General features: G+C 70.3%; 24 protein-coding genes and 1 pseudogene. 13 read left to right on the top strand and 12 right to left on the bottom strand.

Annotated features, from left to right (window positions below):
* Positions 1-24: 24 nt before the first annotated feature.
* Positions 25-1,803, bottom strand: a complete 1,779-nt coding sequence (locus Q7F20_RS00905; protein ID WP_305738233.1) for a hypothetical protein — start codon at positions 1,801-1,803, stop codon at positions 25-27.
* 152 nt (positions 1,804-1,955) lie between these two features.
* On the bottom strand, positions 1,956-2,654 hold the full coding sequence (locus Q7F20_RS00900; RefSeq protein WP_305738232.1) for an SDR family oxidoreductase: 699 nt from the start codon (positions 2,652-2,654) through the stop codon (positions 1,956-1,958).
* Between the two features lie 204 nt (positions 2,655-2,858).
* Between Q7F20_RS00900 and Q7F20_RS00895 the strand changes: the two genes are divergently transcribed.
* The 7 genes from Q7F20_RS00895 (at position 2,859) to Q7F20_RS00865 (ending at position 7,822) form a co-directional block, all read left to right on the top strand.
* Positions 2,859-3,092, top strand: coding sequence for a PLDc N-terminal domain-containing protein (locus Q7F20_RS00895; RefSeq protein ID WP_305738231.1), 234 nt, complete (start codon positions 2,859-2,861; stop codon positions 3,090-3,092).
* A 43-nt stretch (positions 3,093-3,135) separates the two neighbouring features.
* On the top strand, positions 3,136-3,552 hold the full coding sequence (locus tag Q7F20_RS00890; protein ID WP_305738230.1) for a hypothetical protein: 417 nt from the start codon (positions 3,136-3,138) through the stop codon (positions 3,550-3,552).
* Between the two features lie 273 nt (positions 3,553-3,825).
* On the top strand, positions 3,826-5,274 hold the full coding sequence (locus Q7F20_RS00885) for a DUF6421 family protein (RefSeq protein ID WP_305738229.1): 1,449 nt from the start codon (positions 3,826-3,828) through the stop codon (positions 5,272-5,274).
* Complete coding sequence (locus Q7F20_RS00880) at positions 5,271-5,951, top strand: SDR family oxidoreductase (protein ID WP_305738228.1); 681 nt, start codon at positions 5,271-5,273, stop codon at positions 5,949-5,951. The genes Q7F20_RS00885 and Q7F20_RS00880 overlap by 4 nt, the downstream gene beginning before the upstream one ends.
* On the top strand, positions 5,948-7,021 hold the full coding sequence (locus tag Q7F20_RS00875) for a low specificity L-threonine aldolase (protein ID WP_305738227.1): 1,074 nt from the start codon (positions 5,948-5,950) through the stop codon (positions 7,019-7,021). The genes Q7F20_RS00880 and Q7F20_RS00875 overlap by 4 nt, the downstream gene beginning before the upstream one ends.
* A 24-nt stretch (positions 7,022-7,045) precedes the next feature.
* Complete coding sequence (locus Q7F20_RS00870) at positions 7,046-7,186, top strand: hypothetical protein (protein WP_305738226.1); 141 nt, start codon at positions 7,046-7,048, stop codon at positions 7,184-7,186.
* A gap of 114 nt (positions 7,187-7,300) precedes the next feature.
* The gene (locus tag Q7F20_RS00865) at positions 7,301-7,822 is read left to right on the top strand and encodes a hypothetical protein (RefSeq protein WP_305738225.1); all 522 of its coding nucleotides are present in this window, start codon (positions 7,301-7,303) and stop codon (positions 7,820-7,822) included.
* 341 nt (positions 7,823-8,163) lie between these two features.
* On the opposite strand, the gene Q7F20_RS00860 is transcribed toward Q7F20_RS00865, so the two are convergent.
* Together Q7F20_RS00860 and Q7F20_RS00855 are read right to left on the bottom strand one after the other, a co-directional pair.
* Complete coding sequence (locus Q7F20_RS00860) at positions 8,164-8,694, bottom strand: GNAT family N-acetyltransferase (RefSeq protein WP_305738224.1); 531 nt, start codon at positions 8,692-8,694, stop codon at positions 8,164-8,166.
* 26 nt (positions 8,695-8,720) lie between these two features.
* Positions 8,721-9,707 carry an amidohydrolase family protein gene (locus Q7F20_RS00855; RefSeq protein WP_305738223.1) on the bottom strand — a complete coding sequence of 329 codons (987 nt, stop codon included), beginning with the start codon at positions 9,705-9,707 and terminating at the stop codon, positions 8,721-8,723.
* A 72-nt stretch (positions 9,708-9,779) separates the two neighbouring features.
* On the opposite strand from Q7F20_RS00855, the gene Q7F20_RS00850 reads away from it, so the two are divergent.
* Positions 9,780-10,340: a TetR family transcriptional regulator gene (locus Q7F20_RS00850; RefSeq protein WP_305738222.1), complete on the top strand. Its 561-nt coding sequence runs from the start codon at positions 9,780-9,782 to the stop codon at positions 10,338-10,340.
* 12 nt (positions 10,341-10,352) lie between these two features.
* Here Q7F20_RS00850 and Q7F20_RS00845 read toward each other — a convergent pair whose 3' ends face one another.
* Complete coding sequence (locus Q7F20_RS00845) at positions 10,353-10,982, bottom strand: TetR/AcrR family transcriptional regulator (protein WP_305738221.1); 630 nt, start codon at positions 10,980-10,982, stop codon at positions 10,353-10,355.
* A gap of 91 nt (positions 10,983-11,073) precedes the next feature.
* Between Q7F20_RS00845 and Q7F20_RS00840 the strand changes: the two genes are divergently transcribed.
* On the top strand, positions 11,074-11,820 hold the full coding sequence (locus tag Q7F20_RS00840) for an SDR family NAD(P)-dependent oxidoreductase (protein ID WP_305738220.1): 747 nt from the start codon (positions 11,074-11,076) through the stop codon (positions 11,818-11,820).
* A gap of 38 nt (positions 11,821-11,858) precedes the next feature.
* Positions 11,859-12,542: an alpha/beta hydrolase gene (locus Q7F20_RS00835; protein ID WP_305738219.1), complete on the top strand. Its 684-nt coding sequence runs from the start codon at positions 11,859-11,861 to the stop codon at positions 12,540-12,542.
* A 70-nt stretch (positions 12,543-12,612) separates the two neighbouring features.
* Here Q7F20_RS00835 and Q7F20_RS00830 read toward each other — a convergent pair whose 3' ends face one another.
* Entirely contained in the window at positions 12,613-13,209 is a 597-nt protein-coding gene (locus Q7F20_RS00830; protein ID WP_305738218.1) for a TetR/AcrR family transcriptional regulator, read from the bottom strand.
* Positions 13,210-13,266: 57 nt separating this feature from the next.
* Between Q7F20_RS00830 and Q7F20_RS00825 the strand changes: the two genes are divergently transcribed.
* Positions 13,267-14,088, top strand: coding sequence for an SDR family NAD(P)-dependent oxidoreductase (locus Q7F20_RS00825; RefSeq protein WP_305738217.1), 822 nt, complete (start codon positions 13,267-13,269; stop codon positions 14,086-14,088).
* 71 nt (positions 14,089-14,159) lie between these two features.
* Here the strand turns inward: Q7F20_RS00825 and Q7F20_RS00820 are convergent, their stop codons facing one another.
* The 5 genes from Q7F20_RS00820 to Q7F20_RS00800 all read right to left on the bottom strand — a co-directional run bounded on the left by Q7F20_RS00820 (position 14,160) and on the right by Q7F20_RS00800 (position 20,725).
* A complete protein-coding gene (locus Q7F20_RS00820; RefSeq protein ID WP_305738216.1) occupies positions 14,160-16,301 on the bottom strand; it encodes a beta-galactosidase in 2,142 nt (713 codons plus the stop codon).
* Between the two features lie 3 nt (positions 16,302-16,304).
* Positions 16,305-17,213 carry a carbohydrate ABC transporter permease gene (locus Q7F20_RS00815; protein ID WP_305738215.1) on the bottom strand — a complete coding sequence of 303 codons (909 nt, stop codon included), beginning with the start codon at positions 17,211-17,213 and terminating at the stop codon, positions 16,305-16,307.
* Entirely contained in the window at positions 17,210-18,154 is a 945-nt protein-coding gene (locus tag Q7F20_RS00810) for a carbohydrate ABC transporter permease (protein ID WP_305738214.1), read from the bottom strand. The genes Q7F20_RS00815 and Q7F20_RS00810 overlap by 4 nt, the downstream gene beginning before the upstream one ends.
* Positions 18,155-18,166: 12 nt before the next feature.
* Entirely contained in the window at positions 18,167-19,558 is a 1,392-nt protein-coding gene (locus Q7F20_RS00805) for an ABC transporter substrate-binding protein (protein WP_305738213.1), read from the bottom strand.
* 105 nt (positions 19,559-19,663) lie between these two features.
* Positions 19,664-20,725 (bottom strand): LacI family DNA-binding transcriptional regulator, encoded by a 1,062-nt coding sequence (locus Q7F20_RS00800; protein ID WP_305738212.1) that lies wholly within the window; start codon positions 20,723-20,725, stop codon positions 19,664-19,666.
* A gap of 149 nt (positions 20,726-20,874) precedes the next feature.
* Between Q7F20_RS00800 and Q7F20_RS18630 the strand changes: the two are divergent.
* Together Q7F20_RS18630 and Q7F20_RS00795 are read left to right on the top strand one after the other, a co-directional pair.
* Positions 20,875-21,171: pseudogene (locus Q7F20_RS18630) on the top strand (alpha/beta fold hydrolase); the annotation flags it as partial.
* A 163-nt stretch (positions 21,172-21,334) separates the two neighbouring features.
* On the top strand, positions 21,335-21,571 hold the full coding sequence (locus Q7F20_RS00795; protein ID WP_305738211.1) for a hypothetical protein: 237 nt from the start codon (positions 21,335-21,337) through the stop codon (positions 21,569-21,571).
* A gap of 221 nt (positions 21,572-21,792) precedes the next feature.
* On the opposite strand, the gene Q7F20_RS00790 is transcribed toward Q7F20_RS00795, so the two are convergent.
* Entirely contained in the window at positions 21,793-21,975 is a 183-nt protein-coding gene (locus Q7F20_RS00790) for a hypothetical protein (RefSeq protein WP_305738210.1), read from the bottom strand.
* Positions 21,976-22,676 lie beyond the last annotated feature (701 nt).

Here is a 22,676-nt window from a genome sequence, read left to right as displayed (position 1 = left end):
TGCCGCGCCGGGGACGCCCGGCGATCAGTTGTAGGAGGCCAGTCGGTTCGGCGCGGTGTTCCCGGCCGACGTCGGGACCGCTCCCCCGACCCCGTTGATCACGCTCGAGATCGTGCCGGTGTCACCGAGGGACACCGTGACGAGTCCGTGCGCACGGACACCGGCGGTCTGCGGGACCTCGAACGCCCGGTCGGCGTGCACCGCCGGGTTCGCGTTGAAGAAGCAGTAGACCCCGCCGCCCCAGATCTCGTGGTTGGTGACGTTCGCGGCGACCTTGTACGCGGCGTACCCGGCGCCGGTCGGACTCTGCCACGAGGCGTTGTCCGGGACGTCGTACGGCATCTCGTTCTGGAAGAAGATCGTCCGACCGTTGTTGCCGTTCCACTGCACTTCGTACTTCTGGTAGTGCTCGACGAACAGACCGGTCGCGAGGACGTCGTTGCCGTTCACCTCGACACCGGTCGCGCCGGTGTTGACGGTCCACCCGGTGGCCGCCCCGCCGTGGTCGGCGCGCCAGGCCCAGATGTGGTCGACCAGGGTGTCGTCAGCGTTGACCTGCAGGGTCGTCGTCGCCTTGCCCTGGATGCTCGAACCGACACGGAAGAAGACGTCCTGGATGCTCTGCGGATCGGCGGCGTGGTCGACGTGCGAGCCACTCGTGCCGAGTCGGACGAGTTGCGCGCTGTTCTGCGTGCCCGCGTCGACGACGAGGTTCGACACGTTCACGCCGGCGACGTCGGTCGACGTGAGCACCGCGTTTCCCTGCGTCGGCACGAGCGTCGGGAAGCCGATCCCCGTGACGACCGTGTCGGCGCGGGTGACCGCGATGGGTGCGTCCAGCTGGTAGGTGCCCGGCGTGAAGAACAGGTTGAGCCCCTGCGACAGAGCGCTGTTGATCGTCGCCGCCGTGTCGCCGGGGTGGGCGACGTAGAAGTTCCGCATCGGGATGTCCGTGCCGGCGGTGTTCGGCCACGTCACGCCCGACGAGTTCTGCCGCAGCGACGGGACGAACACGTGGTACTTGTTCGACGAGTCGACGTACAGGTACGGCTTCTCACGCGTCGTCGGCGTGGTCGCGAGGGTCGTGTAGCTCTTCGAGAAGTCGTTCGCGGGAGCACCCTGCACCCCGGAGAACGTCATGTTCCAGTTGCCGCCCTGCCAGGACCCGATCGCCGCGTTGCGGGTGTACCACTGCTGCTGCGACCCGGACGTGACCGTCCCGTCGACCTTCGTGTCGGCGATGTACCCGCCCGACGAGTACCCCTGGCCGCCGTCCTGGTTCGACGGTCCCATCGTGAGGTTCCCCTCGATGTGGACCCGGCGCATCGGCGCGGCCTGGGACACGGCCCAGCGGTCGGTCCCGCCCTCGGGGACGATCGCGAGGTTCTCGACCGACCGCCAGAAGTTCTGCGTCGCGTTCTTCTCGTCCCCGGCGTTCCACCCCGAGTCGACGTTCACGGCTCCGTTGATGGTGACGTCGTCGGGGTTCTTCCCGAGGCCGGCGACCGACGTGTAGAAGCCGAGGTTGGCCCACACCCGGCCGTACGAGCCGGGCTTGAACAGGAACGCGTACCGCTGGCTCCCGAACTGCGCGCTGGTGCTCCGGAGCTGCGAGTTGAACGCCGCGTCGACGTCGGCCTGGATCGTGGAGGTCGGCGTGGAGGGGCTGTAGATCTTGACGTTGCTCCCGAAGTCCGGGGTGTCGCTCGTCGTGACCGCCTGTGCGGAGATCGCCGGCACGAGGGCGCCCGCGACTCCGGCGCTCAGCGCGATCGCGACGAGGTGCTTCATCCGTCGTTGCATGATGCTCGATTCGTCATCGTGCGGCGTCGTTGCCGCACGCAACAGCACGGTAGACCCGACCGCGCCCGGGGACAGTCCGACGATCGGAGGACCAGCACGTGCCCCGGCCGGATCCCGCTGCACGTCGTCCACGATCCGGCACGTTTTCCTCCTCACACGCCCGACGGCGGCACCGGGAGCGCCGATGCTGCCTTCGCGTTCCGGGACATCTCGTCGATGAGCACCTCCTGCTCGCCGCGGGCGATGGCGGTGAGCGCGATGTCGACGACCTCGTCGGGGGCGAGCTTGGGACCGGGGAACGCGGCCGTCATGTCCGTGTCGATGAACCCGGCGTGGATCGACGTGACCTGCACCCGTCGTGGTCCGAGTTCTGCCCGTACGTTGTTCGTGAGCGACAAGGCCGCGGCCTTGGACACGGCGTAGGCGATGTTCCCCGGCCCGGCGAGCCAGGAACCCGCCGAGAGCACGTTGGCGATGACGCCGCCCCCGTTCCCGAGGAGCACCGGCGTGAACGCCGCCGTCACGGCCAGGGTGCCGAGCAGGTTCGTCTGTAGGACGTCCTCGACCACGTCGACGACGTCGGCATCGAACAGCGAGCTGCGTCGATGGATGCCGGCGTTGTTGATGACCACCGTCACGTCGGACAGTCGTTCCGCGAGGTCTGCGACCTGCGCCCGGTCGGTCACGTCGAGCTCGACCGGTGTGACCCCGGACGTCCGGACGGTCCCGGGTTCGCGGGCTGCCGCGTAGACCTTCCTCGCTCCGCGTCGCACGAGTGCGCTCGCGAAGGCTGCACCGAGCCCCCGGTTCGCTCCGGTGACCAGCACGGTCGTCTCGCGGTCTTCCAGCACGTCTGCCTCCTCGGTCGTGATCCGGACCCGACGGTTGCAGGGATCACTGACGCGCTGCTGACGCCGTGCTGACGTCGTCGGCGTCCCCGCTCGCCTGATCGCCACGATGTCAACCGCTGGACGGACGCCCCCCTCCGCCGCTCCTCCTATCGTTGGACAGCCGCGCCGCGCACCCCGCGCAGCGGCGGACGAGGGGAGAACGACGTGCTCGAGAACCTGGGTGGCGCACACGTGCTGGTCCTGCTGGTCGTGCTGGCGCTGGACGTCCTCGCGCTGGTGCAGGTCTGGCGGGACCGCCGTCGGAGCGACGTCGTGAAGATCATCTGGACCGTCGTCATCGTCGCGGTGCCGGTCATCGGTGTGGTCGGGTGGGCCGTGAACTGGCTGCTCGGTCGAGCGGCCGACCGGCTGAACCGGTCGAGCGGCCCGAGCGCCTGACGCGCGCCGTGTCCGGGACGACCACGAGCAGGGCAGTGCCGTCGTGCTGAGCGAGCGACATGCCGAGCTGATCGCCGAGCTCGAAGCGGCAGCGTCGGACGAGTGGGGCCCGCGGGCGCTCCTCGCCTGCCTGTGCAAGCTCCGCGACGGCGGCCCGACCGAAGCGGATTCCGTGGTGGTCCACGACGCGTGGGCGACCGAGGACGGCTTCCGCGTGGTCTACGACGCTCCGTGGGGCGGCCCGCGGGTCGGCATCGTCCGCGAGCGCTCGACCACGATCGACTGGCTGGACGTCTACACCACCGGAGACGAACCCACCCCCGAGGAGTTCGGCTGGGAAGTCGCAGACTTCAACATCGGCGAGCCGCTCGGCCGGTGGCTGGACCACCTCGACGTGGACACCGACGGCCTCGGCTGGTGGGGACACGTCCCGATGCGCCGCGCGGAGCGGCGGCGCTGACCCGGCCGTGGCGGTCGGCGACCCGGCGGACGTCGGCGCGACCACGGGGAGCCAGGAGGCGCGGTGCGGGGCCGACCCGCGCCTCCCGACCCACGGTCGCGAGCGGAGTCGAGCCCGCTGTCGGAGGAACCTTGCGCGCTGCGAGCGGTTCGGAGCGCGACGCAGCCGGACGCGCACGATTCCGCCGCGGATGGGCAACTTTGCGTCCCCCGAACTTCCCTAGGCTCGACGTACCAGCACACTCGCGCTCTGCCCAACGACGGGAGGTACGACATGTCGCAGTTCGTCCAGGAGTTCTCGAAGGACGCCATCGTCGGAGAACCCGAGGTCGTCGAGGACCGCCCGTCCGTCCGCGAGCTCGCCACCCACCCGGCGTGGCTCCGCCTGAAGGACGCCGTCACCGCGCTGCAGTCCGTCCAGGTGCAGGACGGCTCCGTCCCCGATCCGGCCGACCACGGGTCTGCGGCTGCCCACGTCGCGACGATCGTGACTGCCATCGCCGAGCTGGCACCGCACTTCCCGCACGACGCGGCCTTCCTCGAGGCCGTGCAGCACGACTTCGACCGGTGGCGCGACGAGGGGTTCGGCGTCCCCGACTTCCTGGACTCCCTGAACGCGTTCCAGCCGCAGCAGCACCGCGTCGACGGGCTCGGCCACCTCGTCGTGTTCCCGATGGTGACGCAGAACGGCAGCTCGTCGCGGTTCGTCGAGGCCGTCCTCGTCGAGGTGATCTGGCCCGAGTTCATCGCCGAGCTCGAGGCCGGCGACTACTCCAACGCGCTCTTCGTCGCGCTGCGGTTCGTCGACTTCACGCCCGGGTACGACACCAACTCGGCCGTGCTCTTCCCGGAGACCGTCGCGATGCGCGAACTGCCGACCTTCACGTGGGGCGCGATCTTCCAGGACCGCGAGGCCGCCCGCTACCGCCGGGTGGTCCGTGCGGCGGCGGAGATCACGAAGCTCGACCTGCCCGACGACGCCCGCGCCATGCTCGACGACCAGGAGCTGACCGAGCGGGTCTTCGTGATGTGGGACATCATCCACGACCGTTCGCACATGCGCGGCGACCTGCCGTTCGATCCGTTCATGATCAAGCAGCGGATGCCGTTCTTCCTGTACTCGCTCGAGGAGCTGCGCTGCGACCTGACCGCGTTCCGCGAGTCCGTGCGTCTGGAACGCACCCTGTCGGCGCTGCCGGATGCGAGCCTCCAGGACGCGCAGCGCGCCATCCGCGACCACGCCCGACTCGTGCAGTACGCCGTCGTGTTCGACCGCGTCTTCCGCTTCGCGATCACCGGCAGCCGCGTCCGGAACTACGACGGGCTCGGCGGCCAGCTGCTGTTCGCGTGGATGCACCAGCACGACGTCCTGCACTGGACGGACACGCAGCTCACCATCGACTGGGATGCCGTCCCGGACGTCATCATCGCCCTCAGCGACGAGATCAACGAGCTGTACCGCCGCTCGATCGACCGCCCGAAGGCGGCGCACTGGCTCGCCGCGTACGAGATGCTCACGCGGACGCTCACGCCGCACCCGGCCTCGGCCTGGGCCCGCGGGCTCCCGACCGAGACCCTCGCCGGACCTGCGAAGGGCTACACCGACGCCGTGATGGACGACGAGTTCCCGCTGTCGATGTTCTACGAGGCGCTCAACAAGAAGATGGCGCCGGTCATCGCCTCGACCGCGGGCATCACCGGTGCGACGGAGGCCGCCGCGTGAGCGACCGGCCACTCGACGGTCGCGTGGTGCTGATCGCCGGTGCGACCAGCGCCAGCGGCGAGGCGGTCGCGCGGGCAACGATCGCCGCCGGCGCGACGGTCGTCGCGGTCGGCACGAGGGCGGCGGCCCTGGAGGCGCTCCGCACCGCCGTCCCGGGCGTCACCACCCACACGTGCGACCTCTCGTCGCGTGCGGACGTCACCGCGCTGGCGTCACGTGTCCACGCCGACCTCGGGCCGGTCGACGGGCTCGTCCACCTCGTCGGCGGATGGCGCGGCGGCGGGAGCATCGCCGCACAGTCGGACGAGGACTGGGACTTCTTCGACCGGGCCTTCCGGACGCTCCGGAACACCACCCGCGAGTTCGTCGCCGACCTCGTCGCCTCACCCGCCGGACGCCTGGCCTTCGTCTCGTCCACCGCTGTCGACTCCCCGACCGCCGGCGCCGCGAACTACGCCGCGGCCAAGGCCGCGTCGGACACCTGGGTCCGTGCCGTCGCCCAGGGGTTCAGCACCGACGCGCCGGAGACCGCCGCCGCGACCGTGTTCGTCGTCGGCGCCCTCGCCGGCCCCGAGAACCGCCTCGGCGGCGAGATCGTCCGGCTCTGGGCCACGCCACCCGCCGAGGTGAACGGCGCCCGCGTCCCGCTCGCACCCCTCCCTAGGATGAACCCGTGACCCTTCGACTCCACGACCTGGACCTGCGGGGCTTCGCCTCGGACAACTACGCCGGCATCCACCCCGAGATCCTCGACGCGATCACCGCCGCCAACGACGGCCACCAGATCGCCTACGGCGAGGACGTCTACACGGCACGGCTGGCCGAGGTCATCGCGGAGCACTTCGGGTCACAGGCACAGGCGTTCCCGGTGTTCAACGGCACCGGCGCGAACGTCGTCGGGCTGCAGTCGATGCTCCCCCGCTGGGGCGCCGTCGTGTGCACCGCGACCGCGCACATCCACACGGACGAGGCCGGTGCCCCGGAGCGCGTCGGCGGCATCAAGCTGCTGCCCGTCGAGACGCCGGACGGCAAGCTCACCCCGGAACTCATCGACAAGGAGGCCTGGGGCTGGGGCGACGAGCACCGCGCCCAACCGCTCGTCGTCTCGATCACCCAGACGACCGAGCTCGGCACCGCCTACACGGTGGACGAGGTCCGCGCGATCGCCGACCACATCCACCCGCTCGGCATGACGCTCCACATGGACGGCGCCCGCATCTCCAACGCCGCGGCGACCCTCGGGGTCCCCCTGCGCGACTTCACCACCGACGCCGGGGTCGACGTGCTGAGCTTCGGCGGGACGAAGAACGGCATGCTCTACGGCGAGGCGATCGTCGTCCTGAACCCCGACGCCTCGGAGGGCCTGCACTACCTCCGGAAGCTCAACATGCAGCTCTCGTCGAAGATGCGCTTCGTCTCGGCGCAGCTCATCGCCCTGCTGACCGACGACCTCTACGTGCGGTCGGCCGGGCACGCCAACGCCATGGCCCAGCGACTCCGCGCCGCACTCGAGGCCGGGATCGCCGACGGCACCATCCGCGGCGTCGCGTTCAGCCAGGAGACCCAGGCCAACGGGGTGTTCGCGACGCTGCCGGCCGGGGTGGCCGATCGGCTCCGTGAGCACTTCCGGTTCTACGACTGGGACGCCAGCCGGAACGAGGTGCGGTGGATGTGCTCCTTCGACACGTCGGAGCAGGACATCGACGCGTTCGTGGCGGCGCTGACGCGAGAGCTCGCCGCAGTCTGACGGACCGCCTCGTAGGTCGGCCGAATGGATCCGCTGCAGCCACGTTCACGGCGCAACCCCTGGTGGGCCGTGGCCCTGGTGTACGTCTTCGGCGGTGTGCTCGCGCTCGTTGCTGGCCGGATGCTCCCCTGGCAGGACCAGGACCGGCAGGACCCCGACTACTGACCCGCGCCCTTGAACGGTGCATGTACAAGGGTGAAACTCTGAAACTTGCGTATTTCACGTACTAGCCACAGGGTGGAGCCGCCGGTAAGGGGTGCCGGATCGGAGGGAACACACATGCAGTCATCCACCTTGTCACCGTCGAAGATCGGTGTCGCCGTCGTGCTCGCTGCCGGACTCTGCGCGTCATTGCTGGTAGCGCCGTCGGCGTTCGCGACGGAGGGGCCTGTCGCGGTCGACACGATGACGGTCGCGATGGAGCTCGAGTTCCAGGCCGCCGACATGGTCGGCGGCCTCGAGCTGATCGATCGAGTGCCCGAGAGCGTTCTCGTCGAGGGCCAGGTGGCGTACGACGCCTGGATCGCGTCGAACCCGCAGATCCTGCGTTCAGCGCGCGCAAGCATCCTGGAGTGCACTGGTGCGATCGCGCTCCTGATCGCATCCACTGCGTTCCCCGTCGCGAAGATCCTCAAGATCAAGCGCCTGATCAGCTCGCTCGGCGGTGTCACCAAAGCGGTCCGCATCATGTGGGGTGCGTCCTTCAGCTGGGAGAAGATCCGCGCACTCGGTGGGGCCGCCGCAGCGCTCGGGGCCGAGTTGCTCGGCGTCGCCGCCGTCAAGCGGGGGTGCTTCCGATGACACGCTGGGGCCCGGCGCTGATCATCTGCGGCGGCCTCGTTGCCACCGCTGGCGCCTGGTACGCACTCGATCTCGTGTACGCCTGCATGGCAGCACTGGGGACACTCACCTACGCGGCCTTCTCCCCACCTGTGATCGGCTCGACTGCCGTGCCACCGGGGAGCACACCTGACCCGGCGGAAGTCCGGCGTTGGCGCAAGCAGCACCCGGGTTCGACGGTGAGCGAGGCGATCGCGGCAGCGGCCGCGCACTGACCGCGGGCCGGACCGTGGCGCACGGACTGCAGTGAGGAACGGGAGGCGCGGGGCCGACCCGCACCGCGCCTCCCGTCCGTCAGCTGGTCACGTGACGGTCCGCACCAGCTCGACCAGGCGCAGCGACGGAGCATCCGTCCCCTGTCCGAGCAACCGGAAGTCGCGCGAGCGACCGCTCGCGCGGAACCCGCGACGCCCGTAGAAGCGGACCGCCGGCACCGCCTGGTCGTACACCTCGAGGCGGAGCCGGTCGCCGTGCCCTGACGCCCACTCGAGCACGTGGTCGAGCAGGGCATCCGCGACGCCGTTCGCCCGGCCGCGGGACGACGGCGTCACGTACACGCCTGTGAGCACCGGCTCCGGACCGTACGCGTCGCCGACCTGCCCGCTCATCATCCCGATCCAGCGGCCCGTCGGGTCGACCGCCACCACGCTCGTCGTCTCGGTCGCCTCACCACGTCTCGCTCGGAGCCGCCAGTCCTGCTCGGTCATCGCGAGCGTGAACTCGAGTGTCGCGCCGTAGGAGATCGGGTTGTCCGTCGCGTTCTCGATGCGGAGGGCACGCACCTGCTCCCAGTCGCGCTCCGTCGTGGTCCGTGTCGAGAAGTCCCCCGCCATCTCGGCAGCGTAGCGGCGGTACGGGCTCAGCCGGGGATCCCGAACAGCCGGCGGGCGTTCCCCGAGGCGAACGCTGCACGCGCGTCGTCGTCCGGGAAGGCGTCGAGGAAGCCCGCGATGTCCTCGCGGGTGGGCTGCTGGAACGGGTGGTCGGTCGAGAACAGGAGCCGGTCGGGCGTCGTGATGCTCAGAGCGTGCCCCAGCATCGCCGGATCGAGCATGCCGGAGGCCGTGATCCAGACGTTCTCGCGCAGGTACTCCGTGATCGACCGTTCCAGACCGGCCGCACGTGCCAGTCCGTCGGCGCGGTCGTGCCAGAACAACAGGAGCTCGCCCCAGTGCCCCAGCACGAGCTGCAGCGCCGGGTGCCGGTCCAGCACGCCACGCGCCATGAGCCGGAGCGCGGCCGTCCCCGCCTCGAGGTGCCAGCCCCACGAGAAGGTCGCCAACGCGAGGTCCGGCAGGTCGCCGAGCCCCGTGTACGAGGCGTCCCGGACGGCCCGCGGCGGGATCTGCGGGTGTATGAACACCGGCTGCCGGAGCTGCTCCGCGACGGTCCACAGCTCCTCGAAGCGCGGGTCGTCGATCAGGACGTCGCCGGTCCGGCCGTGCAGCATGACGCCGACGAGACCGAGCGCTGCGGCGTGCTCCAGCTCGAGGGCGGCGGCGTGCGGGTCGGCGAGCGGCAGGGTCGCGAACGCCCGGAACCGGTCGGGGTGGGCGTCGACGGCGGCAGCGACCTCGTCGTTCGCATCGCGGCTGAGCGCGATCGCGTCGGCGGCGTCGAGCCCCTGTGTGCCGGGAGGTGCGAGGGACAGGACCTGCATGTCGACACCCTGCGCGTCCATCGCAGCGAGGCGGTCGCTCCCGATGTCATAGAGGCGTCGAGCGGCATCGCCGTGGTCGTTGAGGACGAGGCTGTCGTCGCGCCGGTCAGCCGGCAACGCCCCCTGCACACGATCGATGCCATCGTGCACCCAGTGCTCCTCGATCCCGGTCAGCAGATCCGCCATGACGTCGCCCTTTCGCTCATCGCACGTTGAGTGAACCGTAGCACCTCCGCTCATCGTCTGTAGAGTGAACGCGTGCCCGAGTCGCTCTCCCGGAAGGACCGCCGAGCAGCCACTGCTGCCCGGATCCTCGAGGCCGCGCAGGCCGAGTTCGGTGCACACGGCACCCGTGCGACGATCCGCGGCATCGCACAGCGCGCCGGCGTCGACCCCTCGCTCGTCCTGCAGCACTACGGATCGAAGGACCGACTGTTCACGCTCGCGGTGCAGCCCGTCGCCTCGGTGACCGCGGACGACGTCGACGACCACCTGCGGACAGTCCTCGACGCGCGGCTCCGGGAACTCCCACCGGCGACCCGCGCGCTGATCCGCTCGATGTTCACGTCCGAAGAGGCGGCGGGGCTCATGCGCACGTACCTGCAGGAGCGGGTCGAGGCGCTCGCGCAGGCGAGCGACGCCGAGGACGCCGAGCTCCGGGCGACCGTCGTCGTGTCGAGCATCCTCGGACTGACGATCGCGCGGCACTTCATCGGGCTGCCGGGCCTCGGCACCGACGCCCCGAGTGCGCCAGATCGGGTCGCGGACGTCGTCGAACCGTGGCTCGCGGCCCTGCTCGCCGAGACCGGGGACACCTGAGCGACCGAGGCGTCAGCGCCAAGCGCCACCCTCAGCGTTGAGGTGTTCGTCACCGAGCGGCGTGATCGGGATCACGGCGAGACTGGTCAAACCGACCCGCAGGAGCTCGGCTCGTGAGACCCCTGCCCGTCCGATGACACCCATGCCCTCGATGACGGCGCAGAAGTACGTCGCGAGTGCCTCGGCATCCGCCCCCGCCTCGATCTCGCCGGCGACCTGCGCATCGACGATGCACGCAGCGTAATCGGCACGGATCGCGTCGAAGGCCTTCGTGACGGTCGCAGCGACCTCCGCGTCGCGAGCAGCGAGCTCCACCGACGCGCGCACGAGCAGCGACGGCGGGGTCTGCGCGGCACCATGTTCGACCGCCGACGACACGAGCTGCGTGCGGATGCGGGCGATCGGGTGCTCAGTGCCCTGCAGCACGGCCTTCACCGCGTCGACGGCCCCGTTCGTGTCACTGAGGAACGCCCGCATGAAGAGTTCCTTCTTGCCGCCGAACGCGTTGTAGAGACTCTGACGCCCGAGCCCGGTGGCCGCGAGCAGGTCGTCGAGCGACGTGCCCGCGAACCCCGTCTCGGCGAACGTACGCCGCGCACGCTCGATCACATCGGCCTCGTCGAACTTGCGTGGTCGTGGCACGGAGACTCCTGTGGTCGCGTTGTTGACTGATTCGTCCATTATGCCGTACCGTTCTGGATCAATCAGTCAACAACTCACATCGGAGGACTTCGTGACAGGAACACTGCAGGACAAGACCGCACTCGTCTCGGGCGGCACGTCAGGGATCGGACTCGCGGTCGTCCGCCGGTTCGTCGACGAGGGCGCGCACGTCGTCGTCACGGGTCGGCGTCAAGAAGCACTGGATGCCATACGGGAGGAGCTCGGCGACGCCGTCACCACGGTCCGCGCCGACACCACGCGTCCGGACGAGATCGCGGCGGTGTTCCGCACGGTCGCCGAGCGTCGGACGGGGCTCGACGTCGTGCACGCGAACGCGGGCGTCGGCGAGTTCGGAGCCCTCGAGTCCGTCACCACCGACGACTTCGAGACGACCTTCGGCACGAACGTCCGGGGAACACTCCTCACCGTGCAGGGCGCGCTCCCGTTCCTGCACGAGGGGTCGACGATCGTCGTCACCGGTTCGACGTCGGCTGCGGGCACCGAGCCGATGCTTGGACTGTACGGAGCCTCCAAGGCAGCGGTCACGGCGCTGACCCGCGCCTGGGCCGTGGAACTCGCACCGCGGGGCATCCGCATCAACACCGTCGTCCCGGGTCCGACGGAGACGCCCGGTTTCGTGGGACTCGCCGCCGGCGACTCGGCCGCGTGGTTGCACGAGGTGGCGAGCGGGCTCCCCTTCGGTCGACTCCTGCGCCCCGAGGAGGTCGCCTCTACGGTGCTCTTCCTCGCGTCCGACCAGAGCTCCGGGATGACGGGCAGCGAGCTCCTCGTCGACGGGGGCAGCACGATCGTCTGACCTGGCAGCGGAGGTCCGCGGCAGAGCATGATCGACCCGTGCACTCGTCGACACGCTCGCTGCGATCGCCGCTCGGCACGGAGCTCGTGCTCTCGGTCCCCACGACTCCGCAGCCGAGCGACACGACGTGGGTGCTGCTCCACGGTTCCGATGGTCACGAGACCGACCTCCTCCCCCTCGCCGACCGACTCGCGCCGGACGCCCAGAAGATCGCGATCCGCGGCACGGAGCGGACCGCGGAGGGCTACGCGCACTTCCGCCGCCGCCCTGACCGGTCACTCGACGAGGACGACCTCCGCGAACGCACCCCCCTGCTCATCGACGCCGTCGACCACGGGCAAGCAGCGCTCGCGCCGACCGCTCGTCGCATCGTGCTCGGATTCTCGAACGGCGCGATCGCGGCGGCGGCGCTCCTCGAGCTGCGTCCGGACCGCTTCACAGCGGGCGTCCTCATCCGGCCGCAGCCGCCCTTCCGCTCCGGACCGGTGGGCCGCGGGTCCGCCTCCCCGGTGCTGGTGCTCGATGCCCGCTACGACGAACGCCGTGCACCCGGCGACGGGCTCCTGACGGCGGAGCGGCTGCGTGCCGTGGGAGCAGTCGTCGACCTGGTCACCCTCCCGGTCCACCACGGCATCTCCGAACTCGACGAGGACGAGATCCGGCACTGGGCCAGCGGGCTGCCCGAGACGACGACGGGAGCCGGCGGCTCGACGGCGACCTGACGGCGGACGGGAGGCGCGATGTCGGCGGGCACCGCGCCTCCCGTCCGTGTGCTCGATGTCGATACCGCGATCAGCGAGCGTCGTGCGGGCCCCTCCCTGAGCGGCCCGCACCCTCGGGGTGGCCCTGCTGCACGCCGAGGAGCACGCGGTCGACGTGCCGAATCGTCCACCCGTCCGTGAACGCGCCGTTCCGGAGCAGCCAGCGATGGAGGACCGGACCGAGGAGGAGCTCTGCTGCTCCCGCCGGATCCGTGACGCCGCCGCGCTCGAGGCGCAGCGCGACGGCCGAGACCTGCGGCTCGAGCAGCCGTTCGCGGTACTCGCGAGCGAGTTCGACGTCGGACTGGATCGCTGCCGTGACCGCCCGGAACAGCGGTTCGCTGGTCGGCGAGGTCAGCTCGCGGATCGTCTCCTGCACGAGGACGAGCAGATCGGACCGAAGGTCCCCGCTGTCGGACACGACGACCACACCGTCGACCGTCTCGCTCCGCGCGAGGAGGGCGTCGAACACGATCGCCGCCGTCGATGGCCAGGTCCGGTAGAGCGTCTGCTTCCCCACGCCTGCGCGCGCGGCGATGCCCTCCATGGTGAGCTTCGCGAACCCGACCTCGGCGACGAGGCCGAGCACCGCTTCGTGCACCCGTGCTCGGGTGCGTCGACTTGCCATGTGCCCGATCCTACTCGGAATGAGACGGTGCGTCTCGTTCGGAGTAGGGTCGGGCGCATGAGTCATCGCCAGGTCTGGTTGATCACCGGAGCCGCCCGCGGTCTCGGCCGCGCGCTCACGCTCGCAGCGCTCGCGGAGGGCCACAGCGTCGTCGCGACCGTCCGTGGCGAGCACACGCTGCCCGAACACGCGCACCTGCACACCCTGGTGCTCGACGTTCGGGACCGGTCGGCAGCCAGAGCGACCGTGGACGCTGCGGTCGCGGAGTTCGGGCGCGTCGACGTCCTGGTCAACAACGCCGGCCACGGTCTGATCGGTGCCGTCGAGGAAGTCGGGGAGGCCGAGGTGCGGCACATCATCGACACCGACCTCCTCGGGCCACTCTGGCTCTCGCAGGCGGTCATCCCCGTGATGCGCCGTCAGGCTGCGGGGCACATCGTGCAGGTGTCGACGGTCGGCGCCGTCGGGAGCATGCCGACCCTCGGCCTCTACAACGCGGCGAAGTGGGGGCTCGAGGGGTGGACCGAGGCGATGAGCGCCGAAGTCGCCACGTTCGGCATCCGCACGTCGATCGTCGAACCAGGGGCGATCGACACCGGATGGGCCACCGGCAGCATGCGATTCGCGGCCCCCGATGCCGTCTACGACGACCTGCGGACGGACCTCTTCGGGACGCCCGAAGTGCCGTGGCCGTCCACCGGCACCGGGGGTGGCAGTGCCCCCGAGAGCGTCGCCGCGGCGGTCCTGGCGCACGTCGCCGATCCCGACGACCGCCGCTTCCGCGCCCTCGTGGGCGAGGACGCCCCCGGCCAGGTCCGGGCCGCGCTCGACCGACGGATCGAGGACTACCGCCTCGATCCGCGGTGGGGTGTGGACTGAGGCCGGTCGTACAGGGCGGACGGGAGGCGCGGTGCGGACCGGCACCGCGCCTCCCGTCCCGCAGTGGTCGCCTACCGGACGGCCAGCACCCGCACGTCCCACGGGCCGAGCGACAGCTCGGCACCGGCGGCGATCGCCGTGCCGTCGAGGACGTCCTCCGCCGCGACCGGCACCTGGAAGGCGCTCGGCGCCCACGACCAGTTGTGCACGACGTGCACGGTCTCCCCGCGGCCGTTGACCGAGCTCTGCACCGACTGCGTGTCGGTCTGGGGACGCCAGCCCGGAGCTCCGTTCTCCCGCGAGACCGCCCAGTCGGCGATCGCAGCCGCGAGCGCCGGGTCCGGGACGGTCCCGACGTAGGTCACGCGACCGGCACCGTGCACCCGCGTGGTCACCGCGGCGAACCGCCCGAAGTGCGGGTGGTCGTACTCGACGAGCACATCGGCGTCGTCGACGAGCAGACCGTCCGCCCACCGGGTCGCCGCGGCTCCGGCCGGCACGGAGAACCCGTGCTCCGCAGCAGCCGCCCCGGAGGTGATCGGCACCCGGCGGCCGAGGTTGCTGAACTCGTCGTAGTGGACACCGGCCGCGACGTCGAGGAAGGCGGGTTTGCGCTCCAGCCTGGCCCGCGCTTCCTCGTCCTCGTACCCGGTGCGGATCCCCACGACCAGGTGCCCGCCGGCCTCGGCGTAGGCGGCGAGCCACTGCAGCTGCGTGTCGGTGGCGATCGTGAACGCGGCCGCGACGAGGACCGGGCGCTCCGCGACGACGGACGCCGGGTCGCGGTCGAACACCTGCGACGGGTGCACCGTGTTCGCCTGGAGTCCGGCGTCGAACACGCCGCGGGCGAAGGCGTCGTGGACCGTCTGCCACGAGCGGCGGTCGGGCTCCGTGCCGTCCCCGAGGGCCGGGTGCTCGTTCAACGCCCACTTGGACTCGTTCGAGAACAGCAGGGCGACGTCGGCGTGCGGGCGGAGCCCGGCGACCCGGTCACCCGCATGGGCGAACTCTGCGCCGATCCGGGCGATCTCCGCGTAGGTCCGGCCGGGCTGCTGCGAGTGCGGGAGCACCCCGCCCCAGTACGTCTCGACCCCGTAGTGCAGCGTGTGCCAGTGCCAGTACTCGATCATCGCGGCACCGCGGGACACGAGTGCCCACGCGGCCTGGCGCCACTGCCCCTCGTACGCCGGTTCGTTCATCCACGAGAACCCGATCGCCTGCGCGTTCGTCTCGGTGACGAGGAACGGCGCCTGCTTCGACCCGTACATCCGGTCTCCGGACGCGACGATCGACCACGCGCCGGACGAGGTCCAGAACTGCGCCGGCTCCTCGGTGTTCGGCAGCTCGAGCGCGTCCTGCATCCGGTAGTAGGGGTTGCCGGCGGTGACGTCGAGGGCACGGGTGAGCACGTCGTCCTCGACGGTGGGCCGCTCGTAGGCGATGCACGTCGTGACGAACTGGTCCTCGCGGGAGTACTCCCGCACGACGGACGCCTGCCACGCGATGAAGTCCGTCGTGATCGAGGCCTGGAACCGCCGCCACGCGAGGTCGTACTGCGGCTGCGCGTTGCCGTCCGGGGTCCACAGGTCCGCCCAGGTCGAGAGCCGGTGGGACCAGTAGGTCAGCCCCCACTCCTCGTTGAGCCGCTCGACGCTCCCGTAGGTGTGGCGCAGGTGGTCGACGAACCGCTGGAACACCTCGGGGTTCGCGATGAGCTCGTTGCCCGGCTCGTTGTCGACCTGGTACCCGATCACGGCGGGGTGGTCGGCGTACCGGGCCACGATCTTCCGGATGACCCGCTCGGCGTGGAACAGGAACGCGGGGTGGGCGTAGTCGATCTCCTGGCGGGCGCCCCAGCCCATGGCCTCGCCGCCGGTGCGTCGGCGGACGTTGATCTCCGGCACGATCCGCGCGAGCCACATCGGCACGGCGTAGGTCGGCGTCCCGAGGATCACCCGGATGCCGTGCTCGTGGGCCGCGTCGAGCACCGGCGCGAGCCACTCGAGGTCGAAGCGGCCGTTCTCCGGCTCCCAGGTGCTCCAGACGGACTCGCCGACGCGGATGACCGAGAACCCGGCCTCCTGCATGAGGCGCATGTCCTCGTCGAGCCGCGGGGTCGGCTGGTACTCGTGGTAGTAGGCGGCGCCGAAGAGGACGCGGTCGTGCTGCATGGTGCGGGGTGCTCCGTTCGAGGGTGCGTGGTCGTGGGTCATGCCTCAGCCCTTCACAGCGCCGGCCGTCAGACCGTCGAGCAGCTGCTTCCGGAGGAGCAGGAACACGAGGATGGTCGGGACGCTCGCGAGCACGGCGCCGGCGAGGACGAGGTCGTACGAGCGGTTCTCCGAGGCGAAGATCGCGTTGAGGCCGAGCGGCAGGGTGTACTGGTTCGAGTCGGACAACAGGACCAGGGGCCACTGGAACGAGTTGTAGCTCTGCAGGAAGCTCCACACGGCGAGTGCGCCGAGGGACGGCCGGAGCAACGGGAGCACCACGCGTCTGAACGTGCCGAACTCCGAGTTGCCGTCGATGCGGGCGGCCTCGATGATCTCGTCCGGGATCGCCTGCACGATGAACTGCTGCATCATGAAGATGCCGAACGCGGGTGCGACCCACGGCACGACGAGCGAGAACCACGGGTTCGTGAGCCCGGACTTCACCACCAGGATGAAGAGCGGCACGAGGATCACCGCGAACGGCACCGACAGCGACGAGAACATCACCGCGAACAGCACGCGCTTGCCCCGGAACCGGAACTTGGCGAAGCCGTACCCGGCCATCGCACAGACGAAGACGGACACGACCGTGGCGATGAGGGCGGTCCCGACGCTGATGCCGAACCAGGCCCAGAACGGCTGGGTCGACAGCAGGTTCGTGTAGTTCTCGGTGGTCGCCGGGTTCGGGATGAGCGACGGCGGCGTCGCGAAGATGTCACCGCGCCGCTTGAACGAGCCCGACAGGGCCCAGAGCAGCGGGAACACGAACACGAGCAGCAGGGCGATGAGGGTGGCGTAGAGGAGTCCGCGGCGGGCGACCCACCCGCGGGTGCGCGGGGGTCCGGACCGTGGTGCGCGGCGGCCGGCGGTCGTGACGGCCCGGGTCGTGGGGCGGTCGGTGGTGGCGGTCATGCGTCCCTCCCGATGGCGAGTGCGCGGTTGAGGATCTGACTGACACCGAAGACGATGACGAACAGGACGACACCGGCAGCGGCCGCGTACCCGAACTGCTGTCGCTCGAACGCGGCGCGGTAGATGAACATGGCGACGGACAGGGTGGCCTCGCCCGGGCCGCCCTTCGTCAGCAGGTACGGCTCGTCGAAGAGCTGCGCGGCGCTGATGAACGACGTGACGACGACGAAGCTCGTGACCGGGCGGATCTCCGGCAGGGTCACGTTCGTGAACTTCCGGAACGCGCCCGCCCCGTCGAGCGACGCGGCCTCGTACTGCTCCGGCGACACGTTCTGGAGCGCCGCGAGGAAGAAGATCGTGAGGTACCCGACCGTGCGCCAGAGGAGCACGAACCCGATCGCGACCTTCGCGAGCGTCGGGTCCCCGAGCCAGTCGGTGTTCGGCAGCCCGAACAGCGCCTTGAGCGAGGCGTTCAGCAGCCCGTAGTTCGTGTCGAACACCAGGCTGTAGATGAGCGCGATGACGATCGGCGACAGCACCATCGGGATGAAGAACGTCACGCGGAACAGGTCGCGGGCGCGCAGCCCCTTGGCGTTGAGCGCCTGCGCGACGAGCAGGGAGACCGGCACGATGACGAACACGGCGATGAGCGTGTAGATCAGCGAGTTCACCAGGGCGGTGCCGAAGCTCGTGTCGCGGAACAGGTTCGCGTAGTTCGACAGCCCGATCCAGTTCGGGGTGCCGAGACCGACCCACTCGGTGAGCGACAGGTACACGGCGGCGAGCACCGGGACGATCATGAAGAGGCCGTAGAGCACGTAGAACGGCGCGATGAACAGGTACGGTGCGCTGCCGCCGTTCGTGTTGAGTCGTCGTCGCCGTGCTGGCGGATCGGCCGTCGTGGCGGACACCGGGATGCCGGTGGCGGTGGATGTGGACAACGGGAGTCCTCCTCAGGCGCGGGTCTGGCCGCGGAAGTCGGCCGCAGCGGCGTCGAGCGCCTGCTTCGGGGTGATCTGGCCCTTGTAGGCCTTGATGACGTAGCCGCTCAGGACGGTCTGCAGGATCGCTGCGTCGGCGCTCTGGTGCTGCGACGGGACGTCGTCGACGACGGACTTGTACACGCCGAACAGCTGCTGACCGCCGAAGTACGGGTCGCTCATCGCGGCGAGGCGCGGGTCGTCGTAGACCGAACGCAGCGTCGGCAGGTACCCGAGGTCCTGGTACCGCTTCACCTGCTGGTCCGGGTCGAGGTACGCCGCGAGCACGAGGTCGATCCCCGCCTTCGTCAGCGGCTTGTCGCGGAGCACCGCGAACCCGGTCCCACCGCCGACGCTCGTCGTGCTGCCGCCGCCGGCGAACCGCGGCAGGTTCCGGACCCGCCACTTCCCCTCCTGCTCGGGGACGTTCGGCTTGATGCCGTAGCTGGCGTACCAGGAGGGCATGTCGACGCCCAGGATCGTGCCGCCCTTCAGCCCGGACTGCAGGCTCGGCCCGTACATGTCGGCGACCGTGGCGATCGCCCCGGACTGCACGCCGTCGACGAGGAACTGCAGGGTCCGTTCCGCCTCCGGGGTCTGGATGGCGATGCCGCCGTCCTCGTCGTACAGGTCGCCGCCGCGCTGGAGCAGCAGGATCTGGTAGCTCTGCAGCGTGCCGCCGGGGTCGGTGACCGCGACCGCGTGCAGCGAGACGCCCTTGCGCTTGTTGAGCTTCGCCCCGAGCTCCATGTACTCCTCCCACGTCGTCAGGTCGTCGGGGATGCCGAGGGCCTGGAACTGGTCGGCGCGGTGGTAGTACACGCACAAGGGAGTGTCCGAGTCGAGCGCGTACAGGTGCCCGTCCTTCGAGAACGGCGTGAGCCGCGCGCCGATCAGGTCGTCGTTCCGCGACGCGACCGAGGACGACAGGTCGACGAGCAGCTCCTTCGCGATGTCGCCGCGGAGCATCCGGCAGAAGGCGCCGATCTCGAGCCCCGCGACGTCCGGTGTCCCCGTCCCCGCGACGGCCTGGGCGATGAGCTTCGTCGGGATGTCCGCAGCCGCGATCGTCGTGATGTCGAGTGCGAAGCGGAAGTCGGACTTCCGGTCGGCGACCGGCAGCGCCTGGGTGAAGAACTTCTCGTAGCCGGGGTCGTGCGTCCAGAACGCCAGGTCGGCACGTCCGGAGCGGACGGCTGCGGTGGACTGCGGGGAGCAGGCGGCCAGCAGGCCGCTGAGGGCGAAGGCTCCGCCAGCGGCGGCACCCCAGCGGAGCAGGTCGCGTCGACTGGGTGCCCGACTTCCGTTCCGTTCGGGAGGCGCGGCTGCGGCGGTCGTGCCGGGTCGGGTTGGTACGGGGGTCACGTGTCGTCTCCTGACGTCGTCGTCGAGGTGGGTGCGGGTGTGGAGGCGAGCGCGCGTGAGCGCTCACTCACGGGGCGGCGGCGAGCCGCGCCTCCCGTCGGGTGATCAGTCGGCGGGGCGGAGGTGCCGCCGTCCCGGAGATGGCGGCGCGCTGGTGGCGCGCGTGATCAGCTGACCGGGGAGCATCCGGTGACGCTCGGCCGGCGGGTGGCCGTCGAGCGTGCGGAACAGGCGGTGCATCGCGAGGCGGGTGGCCTCGTCGAAGTCCTGGCGGATCGTGGTGAGGGGAACGGGCAGGAACGCGGCGATCGGCATGTCGTCGAAGCCGACGATGCTGATGTCGTGCGGGACGGACAGCCCGGCCTGCTGGATGGCGGACATCGCGCCGATCGCCATCTGGTCGTTCGCCACGAACACGGCGGTCACGTCGGGACGGGCGAGCAGGGCGCGCATCGCGTCGTGGCCGCTCTGCGGCGACCAGTCCCCCTCGACCGGTTCGTGCTCGGCGACGCCGGCGTCCTGCAGTGCCGCACGCCACCCGCGTTCGCGACGCTGGCTCGACGTCCAGTTCCCCGGTCCGGCGATGTGCCACACCGTCTCGTGACCGAGGGCCAACAGGTGGTCCGTCGCGGCGAACGCGGCTCCGGTCTCGTCGAGTCCGACGGCCAGGGTGTTCTCGCGGTCGGCGACGTCGGGCGGGCCGAGCGTCAGGACGGTCACGCCCGGAGGGATGTGGAGCTGGTCCATCTGGTTCTCGACCGGCTCGGAGAAGACGATCGCCTCGACGTCCTGGCCGATGAGCGAGTCCACCGCGGGCTGGAGCTCCTCGGCGGTCGCGGCCACCGTGCGGACCACGGCGAGGCTGTAGCCGTTCGTGCGGCAGGCCTGCTCGACCCCGGTGAGCATGGCCGTCGGGCCGTACAGGTTCGTGCCGATCGTGATGAGCCCGACCCGGCGGGAGCGCTGGGACTTGAGGGAACGGGCGGCGGCGTTCGGGCGGAACCCGAGTTCCGCGATCGCTGCCTCGACCTTGGCGCGGACGGCTTCGGTGACGTGGGGTTCGTCGTTCACCACGCGGGAAACGGTCTTCTGGGAGACACCGGCGAGCGCGGCGACGTCGGTCATGGAGGCTGGGCGGAGGCGGCGGACGGGGGCAGTGTCGCTCATGTGCCAGCTCCTTCGCTGCAGTTCCGCGCCCGGGGTTCCGGGTGTGGGAGACAGGTAACCACGGGATTGTCTACGTAGTCAAGAGTCGCTTCCCTCGTGGTGCCGGTCGAGCGCTGACGTCCACTGATCGGGAGCGCTAGCGTGGCGCCATGGGGGATGAGCGGACGACCGACCACGCCATCGTGTTCCTGCACGCGTCGAACCGATCGACCGCACGGGCCTGGCCGATGGCCGCCGAGCTGCCCGGCTCCCGGTTCGCGGTCATGCCCGGCTACGGGGACGACGACGTCGTCCCGTTCGACCAGGACGCGTGGGAGGCCGCCCTCGTCGCCGCCTGCCCGCCGGGCGCCGTCGTGGTCGCGCACTCGTTCGGCGGACCCGTCGCCATGCGGGCAGCTGCCCGACGACCGGACCACGTCGCCGGCCTGGTCCTGCTCGAACCGGGTGCCTACGCCCTGGCCCGCGGTCACACCGCGATCGAGGCCCACATCGCCCGCGTGCAGCCGGTGCTCGATGCGGCACCGGACCTCGACGCCGTGGCGTTCGGTGCCGCCTTCGCCGCTGCCCTCACGGGGGGGCCCGGCCGACCCTCCGGTCACGCCGGATGCGGTGCGCGCCGCCGAGCGCCAGCGCATGCTCCCCGGGCCGTGGTCACTCGACACCCCGACCGCCGTGGGCGTCCCGGTCCTCGTGGTGACCGGCGGGTGGCACGAGGAGTACGAGACGATCGCGGCTGCGGTTCCCGAGGCCCGCCGCGTCACGCTGCACGGTCACGGACACCGACCGCAGGACCACCCGGACGCGGCGTCCGTCGTCTCGACGTTCATCGCCGAACTGCCGCGCTGAAGCAGACCCGTGACCCCCGGGCGGGCTGGTCAGTCGTCCTCGCGCGCCGCCGGAGTGACGAGCACGAGCTTCGACGCGTCGTTGCCCAGCGCGATCGTGATGAGGAGATCACCTCGTCCCGATCGCACCTCGGGGAACGACCCGTTGATCGAGGCTGGGTGCAGGGACAGCGCTCAGGACAGGAGGCGCGACACCAGAGCTCATCGCGCCTCCTGTCCCGCTCAGCCGCGTCGACGACGCATCCGGAAACGGAAGAGGCCGGTCAGCACCAGCCCGACGGCGAAGACGAGCATGCCGACACCGAAGGCGACTCGCTCGATCACGAGGGCCCAGAGCCCGACCGTGGCAATCGCCAGTCCGAGGACGACGAAGGCGATCGGGCTTGCAGCAGTCGCCTTGCTCATACGGATGCACACCCCCACACGGTCATACCGACACCGGACATCGTCAACCCGATCGGTCCGCCTGCACTTGCCGAGAGGATCGATCCCCCGATGCTGAGCGTGCACTGCGCGATCGCCTGCTGCTGCTTGGGTGTCGGCAGTGGCCCTCGAGCAGCGAAGTAGTTCACGCCCCGGAGCGTGAAGCACCCCACCGACGGTGAGCAGTACGCTCCGCTGAAGCGGGTGTACTTCGACCCACACTTCGACTGGCTGTTGGGGCAGTAGCGCGACGTGTTGACCGTCACGCAGCGCTTCGGTGCGCACACGCGAACGGTCGAAGCAGCTCTGGGCAACACTCCAGATCGCGGGACGGGCAGCTCCCGGCCACCGGCGTCGAAGTACGTGACCGAGACTGCCGAACCGTCTGCCGCAGAAGCAGGCTCCGCAGAGGCGGGGGCGGCAAGAGTCATTCCAGAGAGGACAGCACTCAGGGTTGCAGCGACCGTCAAGCCGCGACGACGAAGATTCACTTCACACTCCGTTGTGTAGAACATCAAACACGGAAACCGTAGCAAAGCTGGACACGAGAGACCGCGTGATCCGGCAACGAGCTGCGGCAACCGCTGCGTCGACGACGTTCCGTCGCGTTGCGCAGGACGGCGCGTCCGCACTGACACTCGTCACCGGCAGCACACAATGTCGGGCTCACTGACGGACGGGAG

Source organism: Curtobacterium sp. A7_M15 (genome assembly GCF_030705415.1).
GTDB lineage: Bacteria > Actinomycetota > Actinomycetes > Actinomycetales > Microbacteriaceae > Curtobacterium.
Note: the sequence above shows the minus strand (reverse complement) of the source record. Positions and strands in the feature narration are given on the sequence as shown.